At 72.2% G+C, this 18,808-nt stretch carries 14 protein-coding genes; 4 read left to right on the top strand and 10 right to left on the bottom strand.

What is annotated here, in order from left to right; translation table 11 throughout:
- Positions 1-16 precede the first annotated feature (16 nt).
- The 3 genes from ElP_RS12410 to ElP_RS12420 form a co-directional block, all read right to left on the bottom strand.
- Entirely contained in the window at positions 17-1,225 is a 1,209-nt protein-coding gene (locus ElP_RS12410) for a lactate 2-monooxygenase (protein WP_145269686.1), read from the bottom strand.
- Entirely contained in the window at positions 1,222-3,945 is a 2,724-nt protein-coding gene (locus ElP_RS12415) for a DNA polymerase (RefSeq protein WP_145269688.1), read from the bottom strand. The genes ElP_RS12410 and ElP_RS12415 overlap by 4 nt, the downstream gene beginning before the upstream one ends.
- 241 nt (positions 3,946-4,186) lie before the next feature.
- Complete coding sequence (locus ElP_RS12420) at positions 4,187-5,338, bottom strand: AAA family ATPase (RefSeq protein ID WP_315852674.1); 1,152 nt, start codon at positions 5,336-5,338, stop codon at positions 4,187-4,189.
- A gap of 78 nt (positions 5,339-5,416) precedes the next feature.
- On the opposite strand from ElP_RS12420, the gene ElP_RS40965 reads away from it, so the two are divergent.
- Positions 5,417-5,911 carry a hypothetical protein gene (locus tag ElP_RS40965; RefSeq protein ID WP_315852675.1) on the top strand — a complete coding sequence of 165 codons (495 nt, stop codon included), beginning with the start codon at positions 5,417-5,419 and terminating at the stop codon, positions 5,909-5,911.
- A 614-nt stretch (positions 5,912-6,525) separates the two neighbouring features.
- Here the strand turns inward: ElP_RS40965 and ElP_RS12425 are convergent.
- Positions 6,526-6,777 (bottom strand): hypothetical protein, encoded by a 252-nt coding sequence (locus ElP_RS12425; protein WP_145269692.1) that lies wholly within the window; start codon positions 6,775-6,777, stop codon positions 6,526-6,528.
- Positions 6,774-7,235, bottom strand: coding sequence for a helix-turn-helix domain-containing protein (locus tag ElP_RS41170; protein WP_145269694.1), 462 nt, complete (start codon positions 7,233-7,235; stop codon positions 6,774-6,776). The genes ElP_RS12425 and ElP_RS41170 overlap by 4 nt, the downstream gene beginning before the upstream one ends.
- A 532-nt stretch (positions 7,236-7,767) precedes the next feature.
- Here ElP_RS41170 and ElP_RS12435 point away from each other — a divergent pair.
- The gene (locus ElP_RS12435; RefSeq protein WP_145269696.1) at positions 7,768-8,034 is read left to right on the top strand and encodes a helix-turn-helix domain-containing protein; all 267 of its coding nucleotides are present in this window, start codon (positions 7,768-7,770) and stop codon (positions 8,032-8,034) included.
- On the opposite strand, the gene ElP_RS12440 is transcribed toward ElP_RS12435, so the two are convergent.
- On the bottom strand, positions 8,012-9,022 hold the full coding sequence (locus tag ElP_RS12440) for a tyrosine-type recombinase/integrase (protein WP_145269698.1): 1,011 nt from the start codon (positions 9,020-9,022) through the stop codon (positions 8,012-8,014). The genes ElP_RS12435 and ElP_RS12440 overlap by 23 nt on opposite strands.
- A 257-nt stretch (positions 9,023-9,279) precedes the next feature.
- On the bottom strand, positions 9,280-10,410 hold the full coding sequence (locus tag ElP_RS12445) for a mandelate racemase/muconate lactonizing enzyme family protein (RefSeq protein ID WP_197446929.1): 1,131 nt from the start codon (positions 10,408-10,410) through the stop codon (positions 9,280-9,282).
- Positions 10,411-10,717: 307 nt separating this feature from the next.
- Here ElP_RS12445 and ElP_RS12450 point away from each other — a divergent pair, with 307 nt between their 5' ends.
- Both ElP_RS12450 and ElP_RS12455 read left to right on the top strand, forming a co-directional pair.
- Complete coding sequence (locus ElP_RS12450; protein WP_145269700.1) at positions 10,718-14,086, top strand: PSD1 and planctomycete cytochrome C domain-containing protein; 3,369 nt, start codon at positions 10,718-10,720, stop codon at positions 14,084-14,086.
- 16 nt (positions 14,087-14,102) lie between these two features.
- Positions 14,103-15,542: a DUF1501 domain-containing protein gene (locus tag ElP_RS12455; RefSeq protein WP_145269702.1), complete on the top strand. Its 1,440-nt coding sequence runs from the start codon at positions 14,103-14,105 to the stop codon at positions 15,540-15,542.
- Positions 15,543-15,549: 7 nt separating this feature from the next.
- Here the strand turns inward: ElP_RS12455 and ElP_RS12460 are convergent, their stop codons facing one another.
- The 3 genes from ElP_RS12460 to ElP_RS12470 form a co-directional block, all read right to left on the bottom strand.
- Positions 15,550-16,101 carry a hypothetical protein gene (locus tag ElP_RS12460; RefSeq protein WP_145269704.1) on the bottom strand — a complete coding sequence of 184 codons (552 nt, stop codon included), beginning with the start codon at positions 16,099-16,101 and terminating at the stop codon, positions 15,550-15,552.
- Between the two features lie 84 nt (positions 16,102-16,185).
- Entirely contained in the window at positions 16,186-17,169 is a 984-nt protein-coding gene (locus tag ElP_RS12465) for a DUF1559 domain-containing protein (RefSeq protein WP_145269706.1), read from the bottom strand.
- A 104-nt stretch (positions 17,170-17,273) separates the two neighbouring features.
- Positions 17,274-18,761 (bottom strand): MFS transporter, encoded by a 1,488-nt coding sequence (locus tag ElP_RS12470; protein ID WP_197446930.1) that lies wholly within the window; start codon positions 18,759-18,761, stop codon positions 17,274-17,276.
- Positions 18,762-18,808: the final 47 nt, after the last annotated feature.

An 18,808-nucleotide genomic window follows, 5' to 3' on the forward strand; every position in this document is an offset into this window, starting at 1 on the left:
GCCCCCTCACGTCCGATCAGGGTACGGTCGCCGACGGATCGGATCGGGACTCGACCAGGTGCCCTCGGCCGAGCTCGGCGAACGAGGCGCAGCCGCTGAGGCCGAGCGTCAGGTCGATGTCGGCCTCGAGGTTCGCCAGCACATCCCGGACCCCTTGCTCGCCGCCCACGGCCAGGCCATAGCAATAGGGGCGGCCCAGCAGCACGCAGCGAGCCCCCAGGGCCATCGCCTTGAGCACGTCGGCCCCCCGGCGGATGCCCCCGTCGAACAGGACGGCCGCCCGATCGCCCACCGCATCCACCACGCCGGGCAGGGCGTCCAGGGCCGCGACCGCCCCGTCGAGCTGGCGGCCCCCGTGGTTGGACACGACGACGCCGGCCGCCCCTTGGTCGACGGCCCGCCGCGCGTCGTCGGGGTGGAGCACGCCCTTCAGGAGGATCGGCAGCCGAGTCGCCTCGCGCAGCCGCGCCAGGTCGGCCCAGGTGCGCGACGGGTCGGAGAACACGTGGGCGAAGTGCTCGAAGGCCCTCCCCGGCTCCCGCACCGGGTCGACGCCGGCCTCGGCCCGGAAGACCGGGTCGCTATAGTAGTTGGCCACCCCCTCGCCGCGGAGGAAGGGCAGGTAGGCATGCTGGAGGTCGCGCTCCCTCCAGGAGAGCAGGTAGGTATCCAGCGTCACGACGACGGCCCTGTAGCCGGCGGCCTCGGCCCGCCGGAGGAAGCTGGCGGCCAGCTCGTCGCTTCGGGGCCAGTAGAGCTGGAACCAGCGGGGGGCGTCGCCCATGGCGGCGGCCACCTCCTCGATCGTCCTCGACGACGCGGTGCTGAGGATCATCGGGACGCCCAGCGCCGCGGCCGCGCGGGCGACGGCAAGTTCGGCCTGCTCGTGCAGGATCGACTGGACGCCGATCGGGGCGAGCATCAGCGGGGCGGGCAGCCGCATCCCAAGCACCTCGACGCCGGTGTCGCGCCGGGAGACGTCGCGGAGCATGCGTGGGACGATCCGACGGCGGCGGAAGGCCTCGCGGTTGGACCGCATGGTCTCCTCGGCGCCCGCCCCGCCGGCCAGGTAGCCGAAGGCCTCGGGGGCGAGCACCTCCTCGGCCCGGCGGGCGAGCTCATCGACCGAGATGGGGTGGGCCGGCGCCCGACCCTGCAGGCCCGCCTCATAGATCTGGAATTGTCGCTTGATTCCCGGCGAGAGGAGGGGGTTCGACTCGGTCATCTCGGACCTCGGCCAACGAGTGCGATGGTTCTGGGCCACTCGGCCGTCGACACCGGGTGCCAATCCGATGCCGGCCTCCCTGGCCGTGGGCCGCACCAACATGCTGCGATGAAACTCCGGAGTCGCCCTCCCGTGAACCTTCTCCCGGAAGTACGGACCGCTGCCACCTCTCGGTTCCGGAAGGGGCCACTGCCATGCGCGACCGGCCTGCTCGCTGCCCCCAGCGCGACCGAGACTCGCCCCGTCGTGGGACCTGCCCCCGTCCGATCGGGGCCCCTCGTCCCCCCGGCTGTCGGCCGACCCGTCCCCCGGCCTGTCGGCCGTTGCGACACCCGTCGTGGCCCCCTCCCTGTCCCCCGGCCCGTCGCGGCTCGCGGCCCATCTCGTGCCGCCGGCGGGGGCGATTCGGCCACCGCCGACGGGCGGAGAGCCGGAAGGACATCTTCCAGGCACTCCCCGGTGTGGTCGCCGGTCGGCGGGCCGCAGGTGTTCGGAGGGCTCCGTTCAGGCGGCCACCGCCGGGGTGGCGCCTCCCCCCAGGGCAACACTCGGTCCCCCTCGACCACCAGCTCCGCCTCCTTGGACCACCGACGCCCCACCTCCGACTCCACGGCGATCGGGATGCCCGGGCAGACCTCGGCCATCGAGTCGATCGCGATGGACTCCACCGCCCGCACCTCCGCCAGCGGCACATAGCCGCCCCGGTCGGGCAGCTCGACCAGGAATTCATCGTGGACGAATCCCACGGTCCTGAAACCGGCGCGGTGGAGGTTGCAGAGGGCCAGCTTGGCCCCGTCGGCCGCCAGGCACTGGAAGGGGGTGTTGCGGCCCTGGCAGAAGATGACGCCGCCGCGGATCCTGCCGCTGGTCGTGGCCACCGGGGCCAGGGACAGCCGCCGAACCAGATCCTCGTCCGGCTCCCGCCGCCGGATCGCCGCCCGGAAGTCCGGGTTGCGGTTGAGCGACGCGAGTCCGTCCCAGACCCGCTCGACCAGCTCGTCGTCGGCAGCTTGGCCCATCAGCACCTCCCGGACCCGGAAGGGCAGCCACCGGGCCTTGCCCCGGCCGGCCAGCCGGGCGACGACCTCGTCGCGGCCGCGCCCCAGGTTCGTCGCCAGCAGGCCCAGATCGTCCGAGTCGAGGTACTGCCCCAGCTCCGGGTAGGTCTCGGTGATGAGGATCTCCTTGAAGCGGCGGGCCTCGTCCTCGGTCATCGCCACCCCGTACTGGCTCCTGGCGTAGGCCGCCAGGGTCTTCGCGCCGAGCCCGCCGGGGACCCCGAAATTCACGACCTTCGCCTGCTGCCGCGCACGCTTAAAGGCTGCCGGGTCGGCGGCCTTCATCGCAACCATGCCCTCCATGTCCAACCCGAGGATGCGGCCGGCGGTGAAGACGTGCGGGTCGATGCCTCCTCGGATCACGTCGGCCAGCACGCTGCGGCCGTACCTCTGCTCGCAGATGTGTGCGAGCGTGCGCAGCTCGATGGCGGCGTAGTCGAGCTGCAGGAGCAGGTGGCCGGGCGAGGCGACGATCGCCTCGCGGAAGCCGGCCGCCTTGGGCACCTGCTGCACGTTCGGCCCGGAGCACGACGTGCGGCCGGTAACCACGATGGGATTGTACCGAGGGTAGATGCGGTCGGCGTCCAGGGCCCTGGCGTAGCTGATGAGCTTGCCGGTCCCCTTCAGGCCGGTCCACGAGCGGACGAACGGGCTGGATTCCGCCAGGTGCTCCCAGTCCTCGGCCCTGGTCGAGACGCCTCCCTTCTCGGCCCGGGGCAGCTCGACCGCCTCGCCGGTGGCGGCCGCGTGCTCCCTGGCGACCCCGGCGAGGATCTCGACCAGCCGGGCCCCGCTCTGGCTCGGCTGGCCCTTGGCCGTTCTGATCTGCGTCCCATCCTTCTTGGTCTTGAACAGGCCCGAGGGGAGCAGCTCCCGGTAGTGGCCGTCGAAGGCCGCGTCCAGTTGGGCGCACAGCCGGCGGACCTGCTCGCGGTCGACGGCCAGGCCTCGGCGCCCGATCGCCTCAAGGGCGATGGCCCCCCGGAGCTGGATGTGGTGGGTCAGCGGCCCGTAACGGCAGACCAGCTCCTCTGGGACGCGGTGGACGTCCAGGGCGAGCTGCAGCACCCGGTCGATCAGGCTCTCGAAGGCCCAGATCGTGGCGATCGCGTCGGCCACCGCGTAGGAGAAGAAGCCGGGCTCGATCGCCGGGTCGGCCAGGTCGCGGCCGATCAGCTCGGCGTAGCGGCGGCGGTACGGGTCGTCCTTGCGGAGGTTGACGCCGGCCAGCTCCCGGGCCACCGTGCCGAGGTCACGCGGCCGGGGCTCCTCGCCGCGGCGGGCGAGCCGATCCAGCCCGTCGAGCAGGGCCGTGTCCCAGAGCCGGCCCTCGTCCAGGGCGGCGGCGAGGATCGGGGCGGCGGACGGGTCGTGGGCCTCGATCACGGCGAGGTCGTAGGGCAGGTTGTGGCCGACCAGGTCCTTGTCGGCGTGGGCGTGGACGAAGTGGCCGACGTCCTCGGCCCGGACGACGACGGTGACGTCGCGGTCCGACGCGGTCAGCAGGGCCAGCCGGGGGACGCGGCCGGGCACGATCAGCTCGGTCTCGGTGTCGATGGCGACGGCGCGGCCGGGCAGGGGCGCGACGCCGTCCCAGACGGACCAGGGGAAGTCGTCGCCGCCGAGGCGGGCGACGCCGGAGGGCAGGGCGCAGGGGCTCATCGGGGTCGGGTTCCGGGGGGTGTGGGACGGGAAACATCGGCGGCCGAGTGTTCCGGGGCCGGCCGGGCGCCGACGCATGGCGCGGAACACATGGGTTCGTCGCAAGTGATCTGGGTAGTTGGCCTTGGGGCCGAGGCTGGTGTGTGTTCCAGTGTTCCTCTCTCCCCGAAGGGGAGAGGGAACTCTGGAGCACTCAGCAGCCCCAGGCGCGGACCGGTCGACGTGGGGAGCGGCGCCCGCCTCATCCGGCCGCCGCGGGCGCCGGCGCCGGCCGCCAGTAGAGCGTGGACCGCCGGGGACCGCTGCGGGACTCGGCCTCGCCCCGGTGCTCGGCTCGCTTGAGGCACTCCAGGACGCGGGCCTTGCTCAGGCCCGCCTCCTGGCCCCGCTCGATCAGCGCCCGGACGTTGGCCGTCGCGTCGGCGCCGAGCGGCAGGACCGCGTCGAGGAACAGCGCGTCGTCCTCGGCCTCCCGGGCCCCCCGGGCCGCCTCCTGCTCGTCCTGCCGGGCGGCCCCGACGGCCCGGCAGGTCACCAGCCCGCCGGGGGCCAGGGAGAACTCCCGGGACCACGGCTCGATCCCCCGGCCCCGGCCGCGCAGCTCGCCGACCTCCTCACCTTCGGGCCGGCCGGCCTTGAGGATCAGGTCCACGCCGCCCTGCCATTGCGCCGACCCCATCGCGTCGCTGCTGGCCTTGGACGAGTGGCAGATCAGCACCACGGCCCAGCCGGTGGCTGCGGCGATCGCCCGCAGGTCATCGGTCACCTGGCTGACATCCACAGAATTGTTCAACAATGACGAGTCGGCAAATCGCCTGCCGAAGGCGGCGATGAGCGTGTCGATGACCAGGATGCCCGTGGCGTGGACGCCGCGGGCCTTGATCTCCTCGACCTTGGCGATCACGTAGCTGGACCGCAGCGGGGTGCCGTTCTTGCGGAGCTTGTCCTGGTCGACGACGTGCAACAGCGGCCGGGCCTGCTCGGCGGTGACGCCCCGGGCCGCCAGCATCCGCCGCACCGTCCCGGCGAAGTACGCCGGGCGATTCTCATAGTCCAGGTAGAGGACCGGGCAGGGCGTCGTGTCGAACTCGTCCAGCCAGGGCTGGCCGGCGACCACGCCGGTGTCAGGTGGGCCATCAGCGTGCTCTTGCCCACCTTCTCCCGGGCCACCAGCAGCGTCACCCCGCCGGCCTGCACGGCCCGGTCGACCAGGAAGACGTCCGGGTCGGCGTCGGCCCGGGCGAAGAAGTCCACGCAGTCGAGCACGTCGTCGACCTCGTCGTCGCGGGCCGAGGCCGCGGCGTCGTAGAGCCGGGTGGCCTGTGCCCAGCTCGCCGAGGCCAGGGCGTCGCACGTGTCCGTGCGGCGGGCAGTCCGCCGGTCGTAGACCCACGTCCCCAGCCGCTGGCAGCAGGGGCAGTCGGAACGGGCCTTCCAGCCCCGGGCGTCGCCCTGGGCGGCGAGGATCGGGATGCCCCGGCCCCGCAGGTCGGCCTCCAGGGCGGCGTCCTCCTCGTCGGGCGTCGGCCAGACGACCGCCAGCGAGGCGGCCGGCGGGCCCGGCGAATCCGGCGAGTCGGCGGGGGCCGCCGCGGTCGCCGGCATCGCCGGGGCCGCCGCGACCAGCTCCCGCAGCCGCTCGGCCGTGCCGCCGGCGGCGACCCAGTCGACCAGGTCGCCACGATCCGTCAGGTCCGGCAGCGCCAGCAGCCTCACCGTCGGGGCCGGGTCGAGCCGCGCCAGCAGCCCGGCGACGGCCGATGCGTACGCCCGGCCGTCCGAGTCATTGTCGGGGCAGATCGTGACGAGCTTGCCCGCGAGCGGGGCCCAATCGCTCTTTCGAGCCGACTTGGCCCCGTGGGCCGACGTGCAGGCCACCAGGCCCAGGCGTCGGGCGGCCTCGGCCGCCTTCTCGCCCTCGACCACGAGCACCTCGGCCGCGTCGGCCAGCTCCGGGAGCCGGTAGAGCGGCAGCGGACCTGCCGGGTCGCCGGCGTACCAGCGGCCGTCGGCCCCCCGGTGGAAGGGCCGGTACGACTTGGGCCGCTTGGCCCCCGGGTCGGGGTCGGCCGCGTCGGCGGGCTCGAACCGGTAGATCCGCATGGCCTCCTCGCCGTCGGCGTCGCGGTAGGCCCAGCGGGCCACCCAGCCCCAGCCGTCGGCGACCCGCAGGGCGTCCGCCGCGTCGTCGGCCTCGGCGTACCCCTTGCGGTCCGCCTTCGGCCGGGCCGCCCGGGGCGTGCCCGGCCGGGGGGTCGGGGTCATCGGTGCGGCCCCGGCCGGGCCGTGCTCGACGCCGCAGCCGCAGGGGTCGCCCAGGCGGTGGGCGAACCCCTCAATCTGCTCGATGCGGTCCAGCCCGCCGGCGTGCTCCTCCCGAGTGCAGAACGCGGTCGTGCCGTCGTGGTGCACGAAGCCGAAGCAGCGGACCCCCCGTCCCGGGGGGTCCTCCACGGCGCCGCCGCAGACCGGACAGCGGCGGCCGTTGCTGTAGCGCTGGCCTCTGCCCACCGGGCATCCTTCGCCATCAATAATTCATTCATAAGTGCTCATGTTTTCTGACTGGATTGGCGTCGAGGTTCAGTCGTGGAGGTTCCATCCGCGGGCGGCGGCGATCCGGTGGGTGGCCCGGAGGAGCCAGGGCCGGTCGAACCCGTACTGGGAGACGAGCCTGACGAGAAGGCCAAGCATCCGCCACGGGTCGTCCGGGAGCAGGTACGTGCGGCCATTGGCCAGGACCATCACGTCGCCGCCGGGAGTGATCCGAGGGCAGGGATCCTTGGAGAATTCGATCTCGTGGTCATCCGGGGTCAGTCGTTGCATCCGCTTCATCGCGGTGCTCCTGTCAATGGACGAGTTGGGGTGGTTGTTGATCGTGATGCGGGAGGAGGAACGGCTGTGCGTCGAGGCCGGGGGTCGCGGTGAATGTGGGAGTGGAGGCGAGAGGAGTCGCTGGCGCCGGGAGCGACCGACGTCCGTGCCCGACCGGTGGCTTGCAGGAGGCCGGGCGAGTAGCGAAGGACCCGAGGCCGGGGGTCGTGGTTGTACTGCTCACCCGGAGGCCCTGCCTCGGCGATGCTCGACCTGCCGGGGCAGCTGCCCCGGGAGAGCCAGCGATCGAGGGCTTCGCGGTGGTAGCGCACCACTCGGCCACGACGGCTGAAAGGGATGTACCCGGCGCTCGTCCAGTTGCGGATGGTGCCGGGCGCCACGCGGAGGTAGGCCGCCGCCTCGTCGGGCGTCAGCCAGGGCGACGTGCCCCGCGAGCCGTCGGGGACGATGTCGTTCATGGAGATCCGTCTCCGGTGAAGTGAGCTGGCAAGGAGTGACCTGGGGTGATCATCCCCCAAGAAGATTGTAAGTTCTGCAGGAGACTTCGATCGGGATAACGTGCACAAAATTATCCCGGTCCCGGCGGCGCCGGGCGGGAGGTCGGTTCGACGGGCTATCGCCGGCCGTCGTGGCCGCCGACGGTCGCGGGGGATCAAAGGCTCGGGAACTGCCGGGGGGAAGAACCCCGAGTCCGGGATGAGCTGATGTCGAGCTTCCGGAGCCGGCGGAGCCGAGTTTCGGGGATGTGCCCCAGAGCGTGCTGGGACGACGCCATCGCCCGCCGCCCGGCTTGGAAGCCCGAGCGGCAGTAGTGTTCAGAAGTGCAAAATTTGCCCGAGGCTGACGCCCAGGATGTAGTATTTACTCGTGACGCGCGGCGGTGGAGTACACCTCGATTGACGTGAATACGTCGGCCGCGGCACCCGGCTCGTGGAAGTGTCAGGACGACTCCGGCCGGATCGAAAGGCACGGAAAGCAAGGTCAGCGGAGATGGTGGCAACCAGGACGAAAACGGATCCGAGACGGCGGGCCGACGGGGCCCCCTACACCGTGGCAGAGGCGGCCGAGCGGCAGAACGTCTCGCGCAGCGTAATCTACGAGGCGATCGGCGCCGGCACCCTCCGGGCTTATGCGATCGGCCGGGGCCGCTCCCAGCGCCGCTACCGGATCGAGGAGCGGGACCTGCTCGCCTGGTGGGCCTCGCTGAGGGTCGGCCCCGAGGACGCCGGCGGGGTCATCCGTGATCATCTCGCTTGAGCCCCCGGGCCGCGTCCTGCAAATGCGACGATCGTTCGGAGAGCTTCGAGTAGACCCGGGAGACCATCGTCGTGTCGGCATGGCCGGCCAGCTCGCTCACGGTCGCCAGCGGCGTGCCCCCGGAGAGGTGGTCGGTCACCCACTTGTGGCGCAGCGCATAGGCCGTGAACTCCGGCCCGCCGCCGAGCTTCTCGCGGAGGCGGGCGAACCGGCAGGCCATGGCGTTGCGCGTCCAGGGGTTGCCCCGCATGTTGAGCAGCAGCGGGCCGGCCGGATGCTCCTCCATCAGCCGGGCGACGATCGCGGCGGCACGGTCGTTCAGATAGATCTTCCGGGGTCGATCCGTCTTGGCGGCGGTCTTGTGATGCAGCAGGGCGATCGCCACGGGGACTCCCTGCTCGACGACGTCGGCGGCCTCGGCGCGGATCAGCTCCCCTGGTCGGGCGCCGGTGTCGTGGATCAGCTCCACCAGATCCCTGAACGCGCGGTCCCGAATCGCCCCGAGCATCGCGCGGACCTGGTCGTCGCTGGGGATCGCCTCGCGGCGCTTCGGCTTGGGCCGTTTCAGCTTGGCCAGGGGATCGGCGCCGATCCGACCGGCCTCGCTGGCCCAGGAGAGGGCCGCCTTGACCGCCGTGATTGCGTTGAACCGCGTCGTCGGCCCCCAGTCTCGGTCCGTTGCGTCGACCCAGCGGGAGACGTGGAAGGGCTTCAGGTCAGCGACGTCGAGCTGGCCGAACTCCTTGGCCGCCGACTTGAGGAAGCGAACGTAGCCATCCAGCGTGTGTCGGGAGCGCTCGCCACGCCCGACCCGCCGGTCGGTCTCCGCCAGGAAGAGGTTGAAGACGTCGCAGACCTTCAGGCCGCGGCGGTTGGACTCGGCCGGCGCGAGCCCCTCGGCCGCCATGAGCCGGTGGAACTCGTTCTTCGCCTTGTCGCTGCCCTCGGCCCCCGACGCCAGTCGGTGGCGCTTGCCCCGAATCGTCACATACCAGGCGTCGCGGTCCTTGCGATATCAGGGTTCGGGATCACGGCCAGCCATGATGTCGTCCTCGCCGGGGGATTGTGTACCCTATTCTGTACCAATCCGGTTCCGGCGATCGACGTAAGTCCTTAGTGGGCAGAGCCGGGATCGAACCGGCGACACCAGGATTTTCCGATTGGATCGCGGCGACGACTCGACGGCTCGGAGAAGGCGGTCGAGGCGTTGGCCACACGACCTAGCGGTTCCCAGCGTCCCTCGTGTCAGGCCACACGGTACCTCGTGATCCCATCCTCGAGCAGTCCCAGCCCGAGCCCGGGGGCGTCGGGGACGGCGACCCGACCGTCGACGGAGCGGATCGGCTCGCTGATCTGATGCCGGAGCGTGGTCTGCTCCTCGACGACGAATTCCAGGAGACCCAGGGTATTGGGGATGCTGGCCAGGAGGTGCAGCGCCGCGGCGACGTTCAGGTACGTCGTGAAGCCGTGGTTGACCACCGGCAGGCCGCGGTCGGCCGCCAGCGAGGCGATCTTCATGGCCTCGGTGAAGCCGCCGCAGCGGGTCAGGTCGATCTGCACCACGTCGATCCGGCCGACGTCCATCAGCTGGAGGAAGCTCCGGCGGTCGCTCTCCTCCTCCCCGGCGGCGATCCGCAGCGGCGAGGCGGCGGAGAGCTTCGCGTAGCCGGCGTAGTCGTCGGGGGAGAGCGGCTCCTCGAACCAGAGCAGGCGGAATTCGTCGAACGACCGGGCGCGCTGGATGGCGGTCTTGGCGTCGTAGCAGAGGCCGGCGTCGATCATGAGGTCGGGGCCGTCTCCAAGCCCGGCGCGGGCCTCTCGGACGAGGGCGATGTCCGTCTCCTCGTCCCGGCCCATCGGATCCCAGCCGAACTTCACGGCGGTGAATCCCTGGTCGACCAGGCGTCGGGCCCGGTCGCGGGTCTCGGCCGGCGTCGCGCCGAAGAGGTTGCTCGCGTAAGGGCGCAACGAGGTCGCGAACCCGCCGCCCAGCAGCCGCCAGACCGGCATCTCCATCGCCTTCCCCTTGATGTCCCAGAGGGCGAGGTCGATGCCGCTCATCGCGTGGACGGCGATCCCGGAACGGCCGCCGTAGATGTTGGCCCGGTACATCTTGTGCCAGAGGTACTCGGTGCGGAACGGGTCCTCGCCGATGAGGAGCCGGCCCAGGCCGGTCGTCGCCGTGTGCGAGAAGGGGCCCTCGATGGCGCCCTTGGCGGCCATCGGGTTCGAGTCGACCTCGCCGTAGCCGACGATCCCCGAGTCGGTCGTCACCTTGACGATGAGGGCGTCCTGGCCGCTGTCGCAGCGGGCCCCGACCTCGGGGAGCCGCAGGTAGATCGCCTCGACGTCGGTGATCTTCAGGTCGCTCGTCATCGGGCCAGCCCTCGGACGCCCCGGGCCGAACGCCGGTCGACGGCCGACAGGCCGATCGCGGCGAAGGGGCCGGGGTGCTGCGGCAGATTGTGCCCGCCGTCCTCGAAGTCCGCAAGCCGGCGGGCCGGCCGGGAGGCCCCCGGTCCGCCCGAGTCCGAGGGGGGCGATGAAAACAGCGTCTGTTCATGGGGGCCCGGGCTCGCGATAATTGATCGGTGGCGGGGAGAGGGATGCGCGACGGCCGGGGATCGGCGGGTCGCCGCCCGCCGAGGCCCGTCGGCTCTCAGCCACGACCGGGGTTGAACTCATGCATCATTCGGCCTTCCTCATCGCGGTGCTGGCGGCGCCGGCCCTCGGGCTGGGGGCGGGGCTCGTGCCGATGCCCGTGGCGGACGCGACGGACCGGCAGGCGATCGAGTTCTTCGAGGCGAGGGTCCGACCGGTCCTCGTCGAGCGGTGCCTCGGGTGCCACGGGCCGGAGGACCAGAAGGCCGACCTGAGGCTCGACTCCGCCTCGGCCATCCGGCGGGGTGGCGATTCCGGCCCGGTCGTCGAGCCCGGCGACCCGGAGGCCAGCCCGCTCGTCTGGGCGATCCGCTACGACGACGTCGTGCAGATGCCCCCCGATGGGAAGCTCGACGACTCGGTCGTCGCCGACTTGGTCGAGTGGGTCCGGCTCGGCGCCCCGTGGCCCGAGGCCTCGGGCCCGGCGGACGAAGCGAAGGCAGCCCCGCCCCCGGAGGACAGCGGGGACCATTGGGCCTTCCAGCCGCCCCGGATGCCGGCGATCCCCGAGGTCGACGACACTGCCTGGCCGGCGACCCCGATCGACCGCTTCGTCCTCGCCGGGCTCGAAGCCCGGGGACTCCACCCGAACCCCGAGGCCGACCGGCGGGCCCTCATCCGTCGCGCGACGTTCGACCTGCTCGGCCTGCCGCCGACCCCCGAGGAGGTCGACGCGTTCGCGGACGACCCCCGGCCCGACGCCTTCGAGCGGCTGGTCGACCGCCTGCTCGCCTCCCCACGATACGGCGAGCGCTGGGGCCGCCACTGGCTCGACGTCGCCCGCTACGCCGACACGAAGGGCTACGTCTACACCGACCGGGAGGAGCCCCGGTTCCCGTTCTCCTACACCTACCGCGACTACGTCATCGACACCTTCAACGCCGACCTGCCGTACGACCGCTTCCTCCGCGAGCAGGTCGCGGCCGACTGCCTGCCCGGCGACGGTGGGGATCGCACGTCGCTGGCGGCCCTCGGCTTCCTGACCCTCGGGCGGCGATTCCTCGGCAACGCGCACGACATCATCGACGACCGGCTCGACGTGCTCTTCCGGGGGACGCAGGCCCTGACCGTCGCCTGCGCCCGCTGCCACGATCATAAATACGACCCGATCCCGACGGCCGACTATTACTCCCTCTACGGCGTCCTCGCCGCGACGACCGAGCGGACCGTCCGGCTGGCCGACGACCGGGGCGATTCGGAGGCGACCCTCGCCTACGAGGAGGGGCTCCGGGAGCGGAAGGAGGCCTTCTCCCGGGCGATGGACGAGGCGCGGCACGCGCTCTCGGATCGGCTCCGCTCGCAGGTGGCCGAGTACCTGGAGGCGGTCCCCGACGCCCAGCGCTACCCGAGCGAGGAGCACTACGTCATCCTCGCCGAGGGGGAATTGAACCCCCTGATCGTCCACCGCTGGCGGGCGTACCTGCTGAGGATCCGAGACGAGACCCAGTTCCGGCCGATCTTCGGCCCCTGGCACGCGTTCGAGGCCCTCTCCCCGGCCCGGTTCCCGGACGAGGCCCCCGACCTGGCCCGGTTCTTCGCCGCCGGCGGCGACCCCGAGCACCCGATCAACCCCCAGGTGGCCCGCCTCTTCGACGGCCCGCCGCCCGCCTCGATGGCGGAGGTCGCCCGCCGCTACGGGGCGATGTTCGCCGGGGTCGACTCCGAATGGCGAGACGCCCTAGCCCGGGCCGATTGCTCCGGGGCTGGGGCCCCCTCGGGCCTGGCCGACCCGGGCCGCGAGGCGATCCGCCGGATCCTCTACGCGGACGACACGCCGACCGCCGTGCCGCCGGTCCACTACAACCAGCTCGAATTCTACTTCGACGAGAAGACCCGGGTTGAACTCGGCAAGCTCCAGATGGAGATCGACCGCTGGCACCTCTCGGCCGAGTCGCCGGCCCCGCACGCGCTGGTCCTGGAGGATACAGCCGACCGGCCCAATCCCCGGATCTTCCTGAGGGGCAATCCCAAGACCAGAGGGGACGAGGTGCCCCGGCGGTTCCTCCGGGTGATCTCTGGGGAGGACCGCAGGCCGTTCTCGACCGGCAGCGGGCGGCTCGAGCTGGCCGACTGCATCGCCAGCCCGGCGAACCCGTTGACGGCCCGCGTGATGGTCAATCGCATCTGGATGCACCACTTCGGTGAGGGGCTGGTGCGCACCCCGAGCGACTTCGGCACCCGGGGCGAGCCGCCGACCCACCCCGAGCTGCTCGACCACCTCGCCCTGGCGTTCGTCGAGGACGGCTGGTCGATCAAGGCGATGCACCGCCGGATCCTCCGCTCCCGCACCTATCGCCAGTCGTCGGCCGACAATCCCGAGGCGCGGGCGGTCGACCCGGAGAACCGCCTGCTCTGGCGGGCGAACCGCCGCCGGATCGAATGGGAGCCGATGCGGGATGCGCTGCTCGCCGCCGCCGGCCGGCTGGACCCGAAGGTCGGGGGACGCCCCGTCTCGCTGACCACCGCCCCCTTCACGCCTCGGCGGTCGGTCTATGGGTTCGTCGACCGCCAGGATCTACCGGGGGTCTTCCGCAGCTTCAACCTCGCCAGCCCCGACCAGCACACCCCGCAGCGGCACGAGACGACGATCCCGCAGCAGGCCCTCTTCCTGATGAACAGCCCGTTCGTCGTCGAGCAGGCCCGGGCCCTGGCCGCCCGGCCCGAGGTCTGCGGGATCGGGCGGCCCGACGACCGGATCCGGGCCCTCTATCGGCTCGCGCTCCAGCGGGCCCCGTCGCGGACCGAGCTGGAGGCCGGCCTCCGGTTCCTGGCCCGCCCCGGCCCCGACCCGACGGCCATCGAGATCGTGCCCCGTTCCGCGTGGCAATACGGCTCGGCCCATCTCGACGAGGCGGCCGGGCGCCTCTCGGGCTTCGAGCCGATGGGGCACTGGGCCGGGGACGCCTGGCAGCCCGGCCCCGACGCCGACCGGCCGATGCTGACCCGCGAGGGCGGGTTCCCGGGGCCCGACGCACGCCGGGCCGCCGTCCGACGCTGGGTCGCGCCGGAGGCGGGCGTCGTCTCCGTCTCGGGGACGATCCGCCACGAATCGGGAGACGGCCCGGGGGTGATCGCCGCGGTCGTCTCCTCCCGATCGGGCGTGCTCGGCCGCTGGGAGGTCGGCGGCGGCGAGGCGGAGGTCGAGGCTGAGGTCGATCGGGTCGAGGTCGGGCCGGGAGATGCGATCGACTTCGTCGTCGCCTGGAGGGAAGGGCCCGGCACGGCCCCGTTCTCCTGGGCCCCCCGGATCCGACCGGCCGAGGAGACGGCGGCCGGGGCCACCTGGGACGCCGCCGAGGGCTTCGAGGGGCCGGCGCCCGAGCCGCTCTCGGCCTGGGAGCACTACGCACAGGTGCTCCTGCTCTCCAATGAGTTCGTCTTCATCGATTGAACGAGGGGGACCGACGATGACCATCGACCGCCGGCCGGCCGGCCTCCGCCCGAGCCGCCGCGAGGCGATCCGCCGCTGCGGCATGGGCTTCGGGGCCCTCGGCCTCACCGCGCTGCTTGGCGACGAGGGGCTGCTCGCCCCCGCCCGGGCCGACGGGGCGACCGACCCGCTGGCCCCGAGGCGGCCGCCGCTGCCGGCGACGGCGAAGCACGTCATCCACATCTTCCTCAACGGCGGCCCGTCGCACGTCGACACGTTCGACCCCAAGCCCGCCCTGTCGAGGTACGCGGGCAAGTCGCTCCCCTCGGGCAACCTGCGCACCGAGCGCAAGACCGGCTCGGCCCTTCCGTCGCCCTTCAAGTTCCGGCGCCGCGGCGAGAGCGGCCTGGAGATCAGCGAGATATTCGCCAACGTCGCCGAGCACGCCGACGACCTCTGCGTCGTCCGATCGATGTACGCCGACGTGCCGAATCACGAGCCGTCGCTCATGCTCATGAACTGCGGCGACAACCTGATGATCCGGCCGAGCATGGGGGCCTGGGTCACCTACGGCCTCGGGACCGAGAACCAGAACCTGCCCGGCTTCGTCGCGATGTGCCCCGGCGGCTACCCGATCAAGGAGACGGAGAACTGGCAGTCGGCGTTCCTGCCGGGCGTCTACCAGGGGACCTACATCGACTCGAAGCACACCGACATCGACCGCCTGATCGAGGACATCCGGAGCCGCTACACGCCGCTCGACGGCCAGCGCCGGCAGCTCGACCTGCTCCGGACGATCAACGAGGAGCACGCGAGCCGCCGCGAGCACGACGCCGCCCTGGAGGCCCGGATCCAGTCGTTCGAGCTGGCCTACCGGATGCAGATGGAGGCGGCCGAGGCGTTCGACGTCCGGGGAGAGCCGAGGTCCGTGCTCGACCTCTACGGCCCTGGGGTGCACGCCCGGCAATTGCTGGTCGCCCGGCGGCTGGTCGAGCGCGGCGTCCGGTTCGTCCAGCTCTGGCACGGCGCCGGCCAGCCCTGGGACGACCACGGCGACATCACCAACCACCGGACGCTCGCCGCCCAGTGCGACCGGGGGATCGCCGCCCTGCTCACCGACCTGAAGCGCACCGGCCTGCTCGGGGAGACGCTGGTGATCTGCGGCGGGGAGTTCGGCCGCACGCCGGTGGTCGAGCTGATGGAAGGCCAGGAGGCCAAGGCCAACGGCCGCGACCACAATCCCTACGGCTTCAGCCTCTGGATGGCCGGCGGCGGCGTGAAGGGGGGGCACGTCCACGGCGCCACCGACGAGTTCGGCTTCCAGGCCGTCGAGGACCGCGTCCACGTGCATGACCTGCACGCCACGATCCTCCGGCTGCTGGGCTTCGACCACGAGCGGTTCACCTACCGCTACGCCGGCCGAGACTTCCGCCTGACCGACGTCCACGGCCGGGTGGTCGAGTCGCTGGTCTCCTGAGCCGGCCTCAGTCCCCGACGACGACCCGGCCGTCCTCCTGGATCGCGAAGTCGAGGCGGTTGGAGCCGCGCCCGACCTCGACCGCGATGCCCGAGGTGTTGGGGTTCCCCAGCGACTCGGGGCCGAGGACGCGGTAGACCTTGCCGTCTCGGCTGGTGAAGGTCGGCCCGTCCTTGCTCGCCGCCGGGGGGCGCCTCGGCTGGCCCTTGGTGGCCATGAAGGCCTTGGGGTCCGCCTTGGGGTCGATCGCCTCGACGGCGTCGACCGGGTTGGGGTCGAGGGGGATGATCGCGACCCGGTGGGAGCCGACGACGGTGCCGTCGTCGGGGTCCTGCGTGGTCAGGGCGTAGGCCCCGGACCCGGAGATGGTGCTCATCGCCGGCGGGCCGACGGTCCCCCTGGTGTCGTCGGGCTGGAAGGTGATGAAGCCGTAGCGGACGGGCTCGCCCCGATAGGTCACCGTGCCCTTCACCCGGCCCAGCTGCATGCCGTGGCCGGGCCCGCAACCGGCCGCCGACAGGGCGAGCAGGACGGCGATCAACCATCCTCGTCGATCCATGGGAAGGGTCCTCGATGGGGTGGAGGCCCCGACGCGGGGGGGGCCGTCGGGCCCGCCTGCGGTCGGGCGGGCGGCGGGTTGCGCTCAGAGGGCGTCGGCCGAGATGATCTCGCCACCGGCCCGGCTGCCTAGGGCGTTGTAGATCCGGGGACTGATCGTCTGCTTCACGAAGCGGACGGAGCCGTCGGCCAGGGCGAAGTTGGCCCCGCCGGGGTGGAAGCTCTTGAAGGCGTAGATGTAAACCTGATTGCGCCAGCAGCGTACGCTCCGGTTGGCGTCGAAGAGTGCGTTGATGTCGCAGGCGTCGCCGTTGGGCTCGACTTGGCCGTCGCGGTAGCTGGTCATCCAGTTCAGGGGGATGACGGTGGTCGCATAGGTGCCGTCGCCGTTGGCCCAGGCGAGCTGACCGTTGAGGTTCGGCGAGTTCTCGCCGACGAGCAGGGTGTTCGAGGTGCCGTCGCGGACGTCGGCGATCTTGATGACGGCCCCCCGGCTGCACTCCCCGAAGAGGCCCCGGAACCGACGGTTGCACCCCCAGCTGCCCGGGCTGGGGTCGCCCGAGAGGTAGTCGAAGGGGCTGTCGACCCGGGTGTCGCCGAGGCTGGCCGTGTAGTTGGTCGGGGCGCCGGTGACGGGGAAGTCGCCGTAGTTCTCCGGGTTGACCCAGTAGAAGTCGGTGAAGAGCCGCTTCGACTCGTCGGTCGGGCAGAGGAAGCCGTCGATCAGGCTCTGATACACGGTCGTCCGGTTGGCGACGTTGTAGGTGGGCAGGCTGAAGTTGATGGCGTTGTAGACCGACGCCTGCTCCATGTGGGGCAGGGCGAAGGCGGCCCAGTTCCACCAGGTGCCGACGTAGCTCGGGTCGTTGATGCCGCCGGGCGGGAAGCTGCCGACGGCGTCGTGGTAGTTGTGGGTCGCCAGGGCGATCTGCTTGAGGTTGTTGGTGCACTGGGCGCGGCGGGCGGCCTCCCGGGCGCTCTGCACCGCCGGCAGCAGCAGGGCGATCAGGACGCCGATGATGGCGATCACCACCAGCAGCTCGATCAGCGTGAATCCGCGACGGCGCATGGCTGGCTACTCCGGGGAGAGGGAGAGGGACCGGGGTCGCGGGCGGCGATGGGGCACCGACCTCGGGGCGCCCGGCGGCGAACCGGCCCAACCGCACGACGGAATCAGGAAGTGCAGTTCGATTGTTGCTGCGGCTCCGCCCGGACGCAAGGCTCGACCGGGCGATCGCCGCCGGTCGGCGGGGGCCCGGCGGGGGCGCCGTCGCCTCGGGGACGGTTGCGGCCGCGCTCGCCGGCGTCGATCCAGGGCCAGAGGCAGGCGCCCGCCAGGCAGACGAGGCCGCCGATCCTCAGCCCCCAGGCCCAGCCGAGCTCCCGGCCGAGGTCGGGGGTCAGCAGGGCCCCGATCCAGGGCGTGACGACCGGCGAGAGGAAGCCGCCGACGTTGCCGCCCGTGTTGACGATCGCCGCCGAGGTCGCCGCCCTGGAGCCGCCGAGGTCGATCGCCGTCGCCCACGAGGCGCCCTCGCAGATGCCGATCGCCCCCAGCGCCAGCGCGAACGAGGCCACGATCGCCGCCGGCGACGCCGTCAGCGTTCCGGCGCAGAGCAGGAGCCCGCAGCCGACCATCCCCCCCATCGCCACCGAGGCCCGCGCCCATCGGTACCCGAGCGGGCCCATCAGCCGGTCGGCGACCCATCCGCCCAGCGGCAGGCCGACGCCCATCGCCAGCGGCGGGAGCATCGCCGCGATCCGGCTCGTGCGCTCGCCGAGCTGGAGCACCTGCTCGAAGTAGTGCCCCGACCAGTAGAAGACCAGATACTCGGAGTAGCCGATCGCGGCGTAGCAGGCCGTCAGCAGCCAGAGGCTCCGGTTCCTGGAGAGGGCCGGCCAGCCGTCGGCCGGCGCGGAGGCCGACGCGACCGCCGCCGGCGAGGGGTCCGCCAGCCGCCCCGCCGACGGCCCGACCGGCCCCCCGGGCCCGCCCCCGCCGATCAGCCGACGCTCCGCCCGGTTGACCGACGGGTGCCGGCCGGGGTCGTCCCGCCCGTACCAGATCCAGAGGGCCGCCAGCAGCGCGGTCCCGAGCCCGCTGACCGCGAACGCCTGCCGCCAGCCGACGGCGTCCATGAGCCGGGCGAAGAGTGGGTGGGCCAGCGCAATTCCCAGCATCGCGGCCGTCATCACCAGCGCGTTGGCGAGGGCCCGGCCCCGGAAGGGGATCCACCGGGTGACGACCCGGCCGGCCGCGGGATAGAGCGGCGAGGTGAACATCCCCATGAACGCCCGGACGACCAGCAGCGTCGGCCAGACCATCCCGACGGCCAGCGCCGGGTGGCCCGCCAGGCCGCTCAGCACGCAGAAGGCGGCCGTGCCGAGCCCGACGGTCGCCAGCGCCACCCGGCCGCCGACGCGGTCGCTGAACCAGCCACCGGGCACCATGAACGCCGTGTAGGCGACCAGCAGCGCCGAGTAGACGAGGCCCATCCGGACCTCGTCGATCGGGTACTCGCGCATGATCCGGTCGCCCGCGACCGGCATGCTGATCCGGTTGAAGTAATTGACGAAGCTCATCAGCATCAGCAGGCCGACGATCCGCCACCGGACCGACGTGGGCGGATCGGGCCTCGCATCGAGTTCCCCTGGCTGCATGGGACGCCGGCCCTCCCCTCGAGATCCGCCGATCGGTGGGCCCCGAC

The organism is Tautonia plasticadhaerens (assembly GCF_007752535.1).
Lineage (GTDB): Bacteria > Planctomycetota > Planctomycetia > Isosphaerales > Isosphaeraceae > Tautonia > Tautonia plasticadhaerens.

Bases quoted from the DNA above. Each gene is read 5' to 3' on its own strand.
- ElP_RS12410 (WP_145269686.1), bottom strand. From the start codon at position 1,225: ATGACCGAGTCGAACCCCCTCCTCTCGCCGGGAATCAAGCGACAATTC.
- ElP_RS12415 (WP_145269688.1), bottom strand. From the start codon at position 3,945: ATGAGCCCCTGCGCCCTGCCCTCCGGCGTCGCCCGCCTCGGCGGCGAC.
- ElP_RS40965 (WP_315852675.1), top strand. From the start codon at position 5,417: ATGCCCCGGCCCCGCAGGTCGGCCTCCAGGGCGGCGTCCTCCTCGTCG.
- ElP_RS12425 (WP_145269692.1), bottom strand. From the start codon at position 6,777: ATGAAGCGGATGCAACGACTGACCCCGGATGACCACGAGATCGAATTC.
- ElP_RS41170 (WP_145269694.1), bottom strand. From the start codon at position 7,235: ATGAACGACATCGTCCCCGACGGCTCGCGGGGCACGTCGCCCTGGCTG.
- ElP_RS12435 (WP_145269696.1), top strand. From the start codon at position 7,768: ATGGTGGCAACCAGGACGAAAACGGATCCGAGACGGCGGGCCGACGGG.
- ElP_RS12445 (WP_197446929.1), bottom strand. From the start codon at position 10,410: ATGACGAGCGACCTGAAGATCACCGACGTCGAGGCGATCTACCTGCGG.
- ElP_RS12450 (WP_145269700.1), top strand. From the start codon at position 10,718: ATGCATCATTCGGCCTTCCTCATCGCGGTGCTGGCGGCGCCGGCCCTC.
- ElP_RS12455 (WP_145269702.1), top strand. From the start codon at position 14,103: ATGACCATCGACCGCCGGCCGGCCGGCCTCCGCCCGAGCCGCCGCGAG.
- ElP_RS12460 (WP_145269704.1), bottom strand. From the start codon at position 16,101: ATGGATCGACGAGGATGGTTGATCGCCGTCCTGCTCGCCCTGTCGGCG.
- ElP_RS12465 (WP_145269706.1), bottom strand. From the start codon at position 17,169: ATGCGCCGTCGCGGATTCACGCTGATCGAGCTGCTGGTGGTGATCGCC.
- ElP_RS12470 (WP_197446930.1), bottom strand. From the start codon at position 18,761: ATGCAGCCAGGGGAACTCGATGCGAGGCCCGATCCGCCCACGTCGGTC.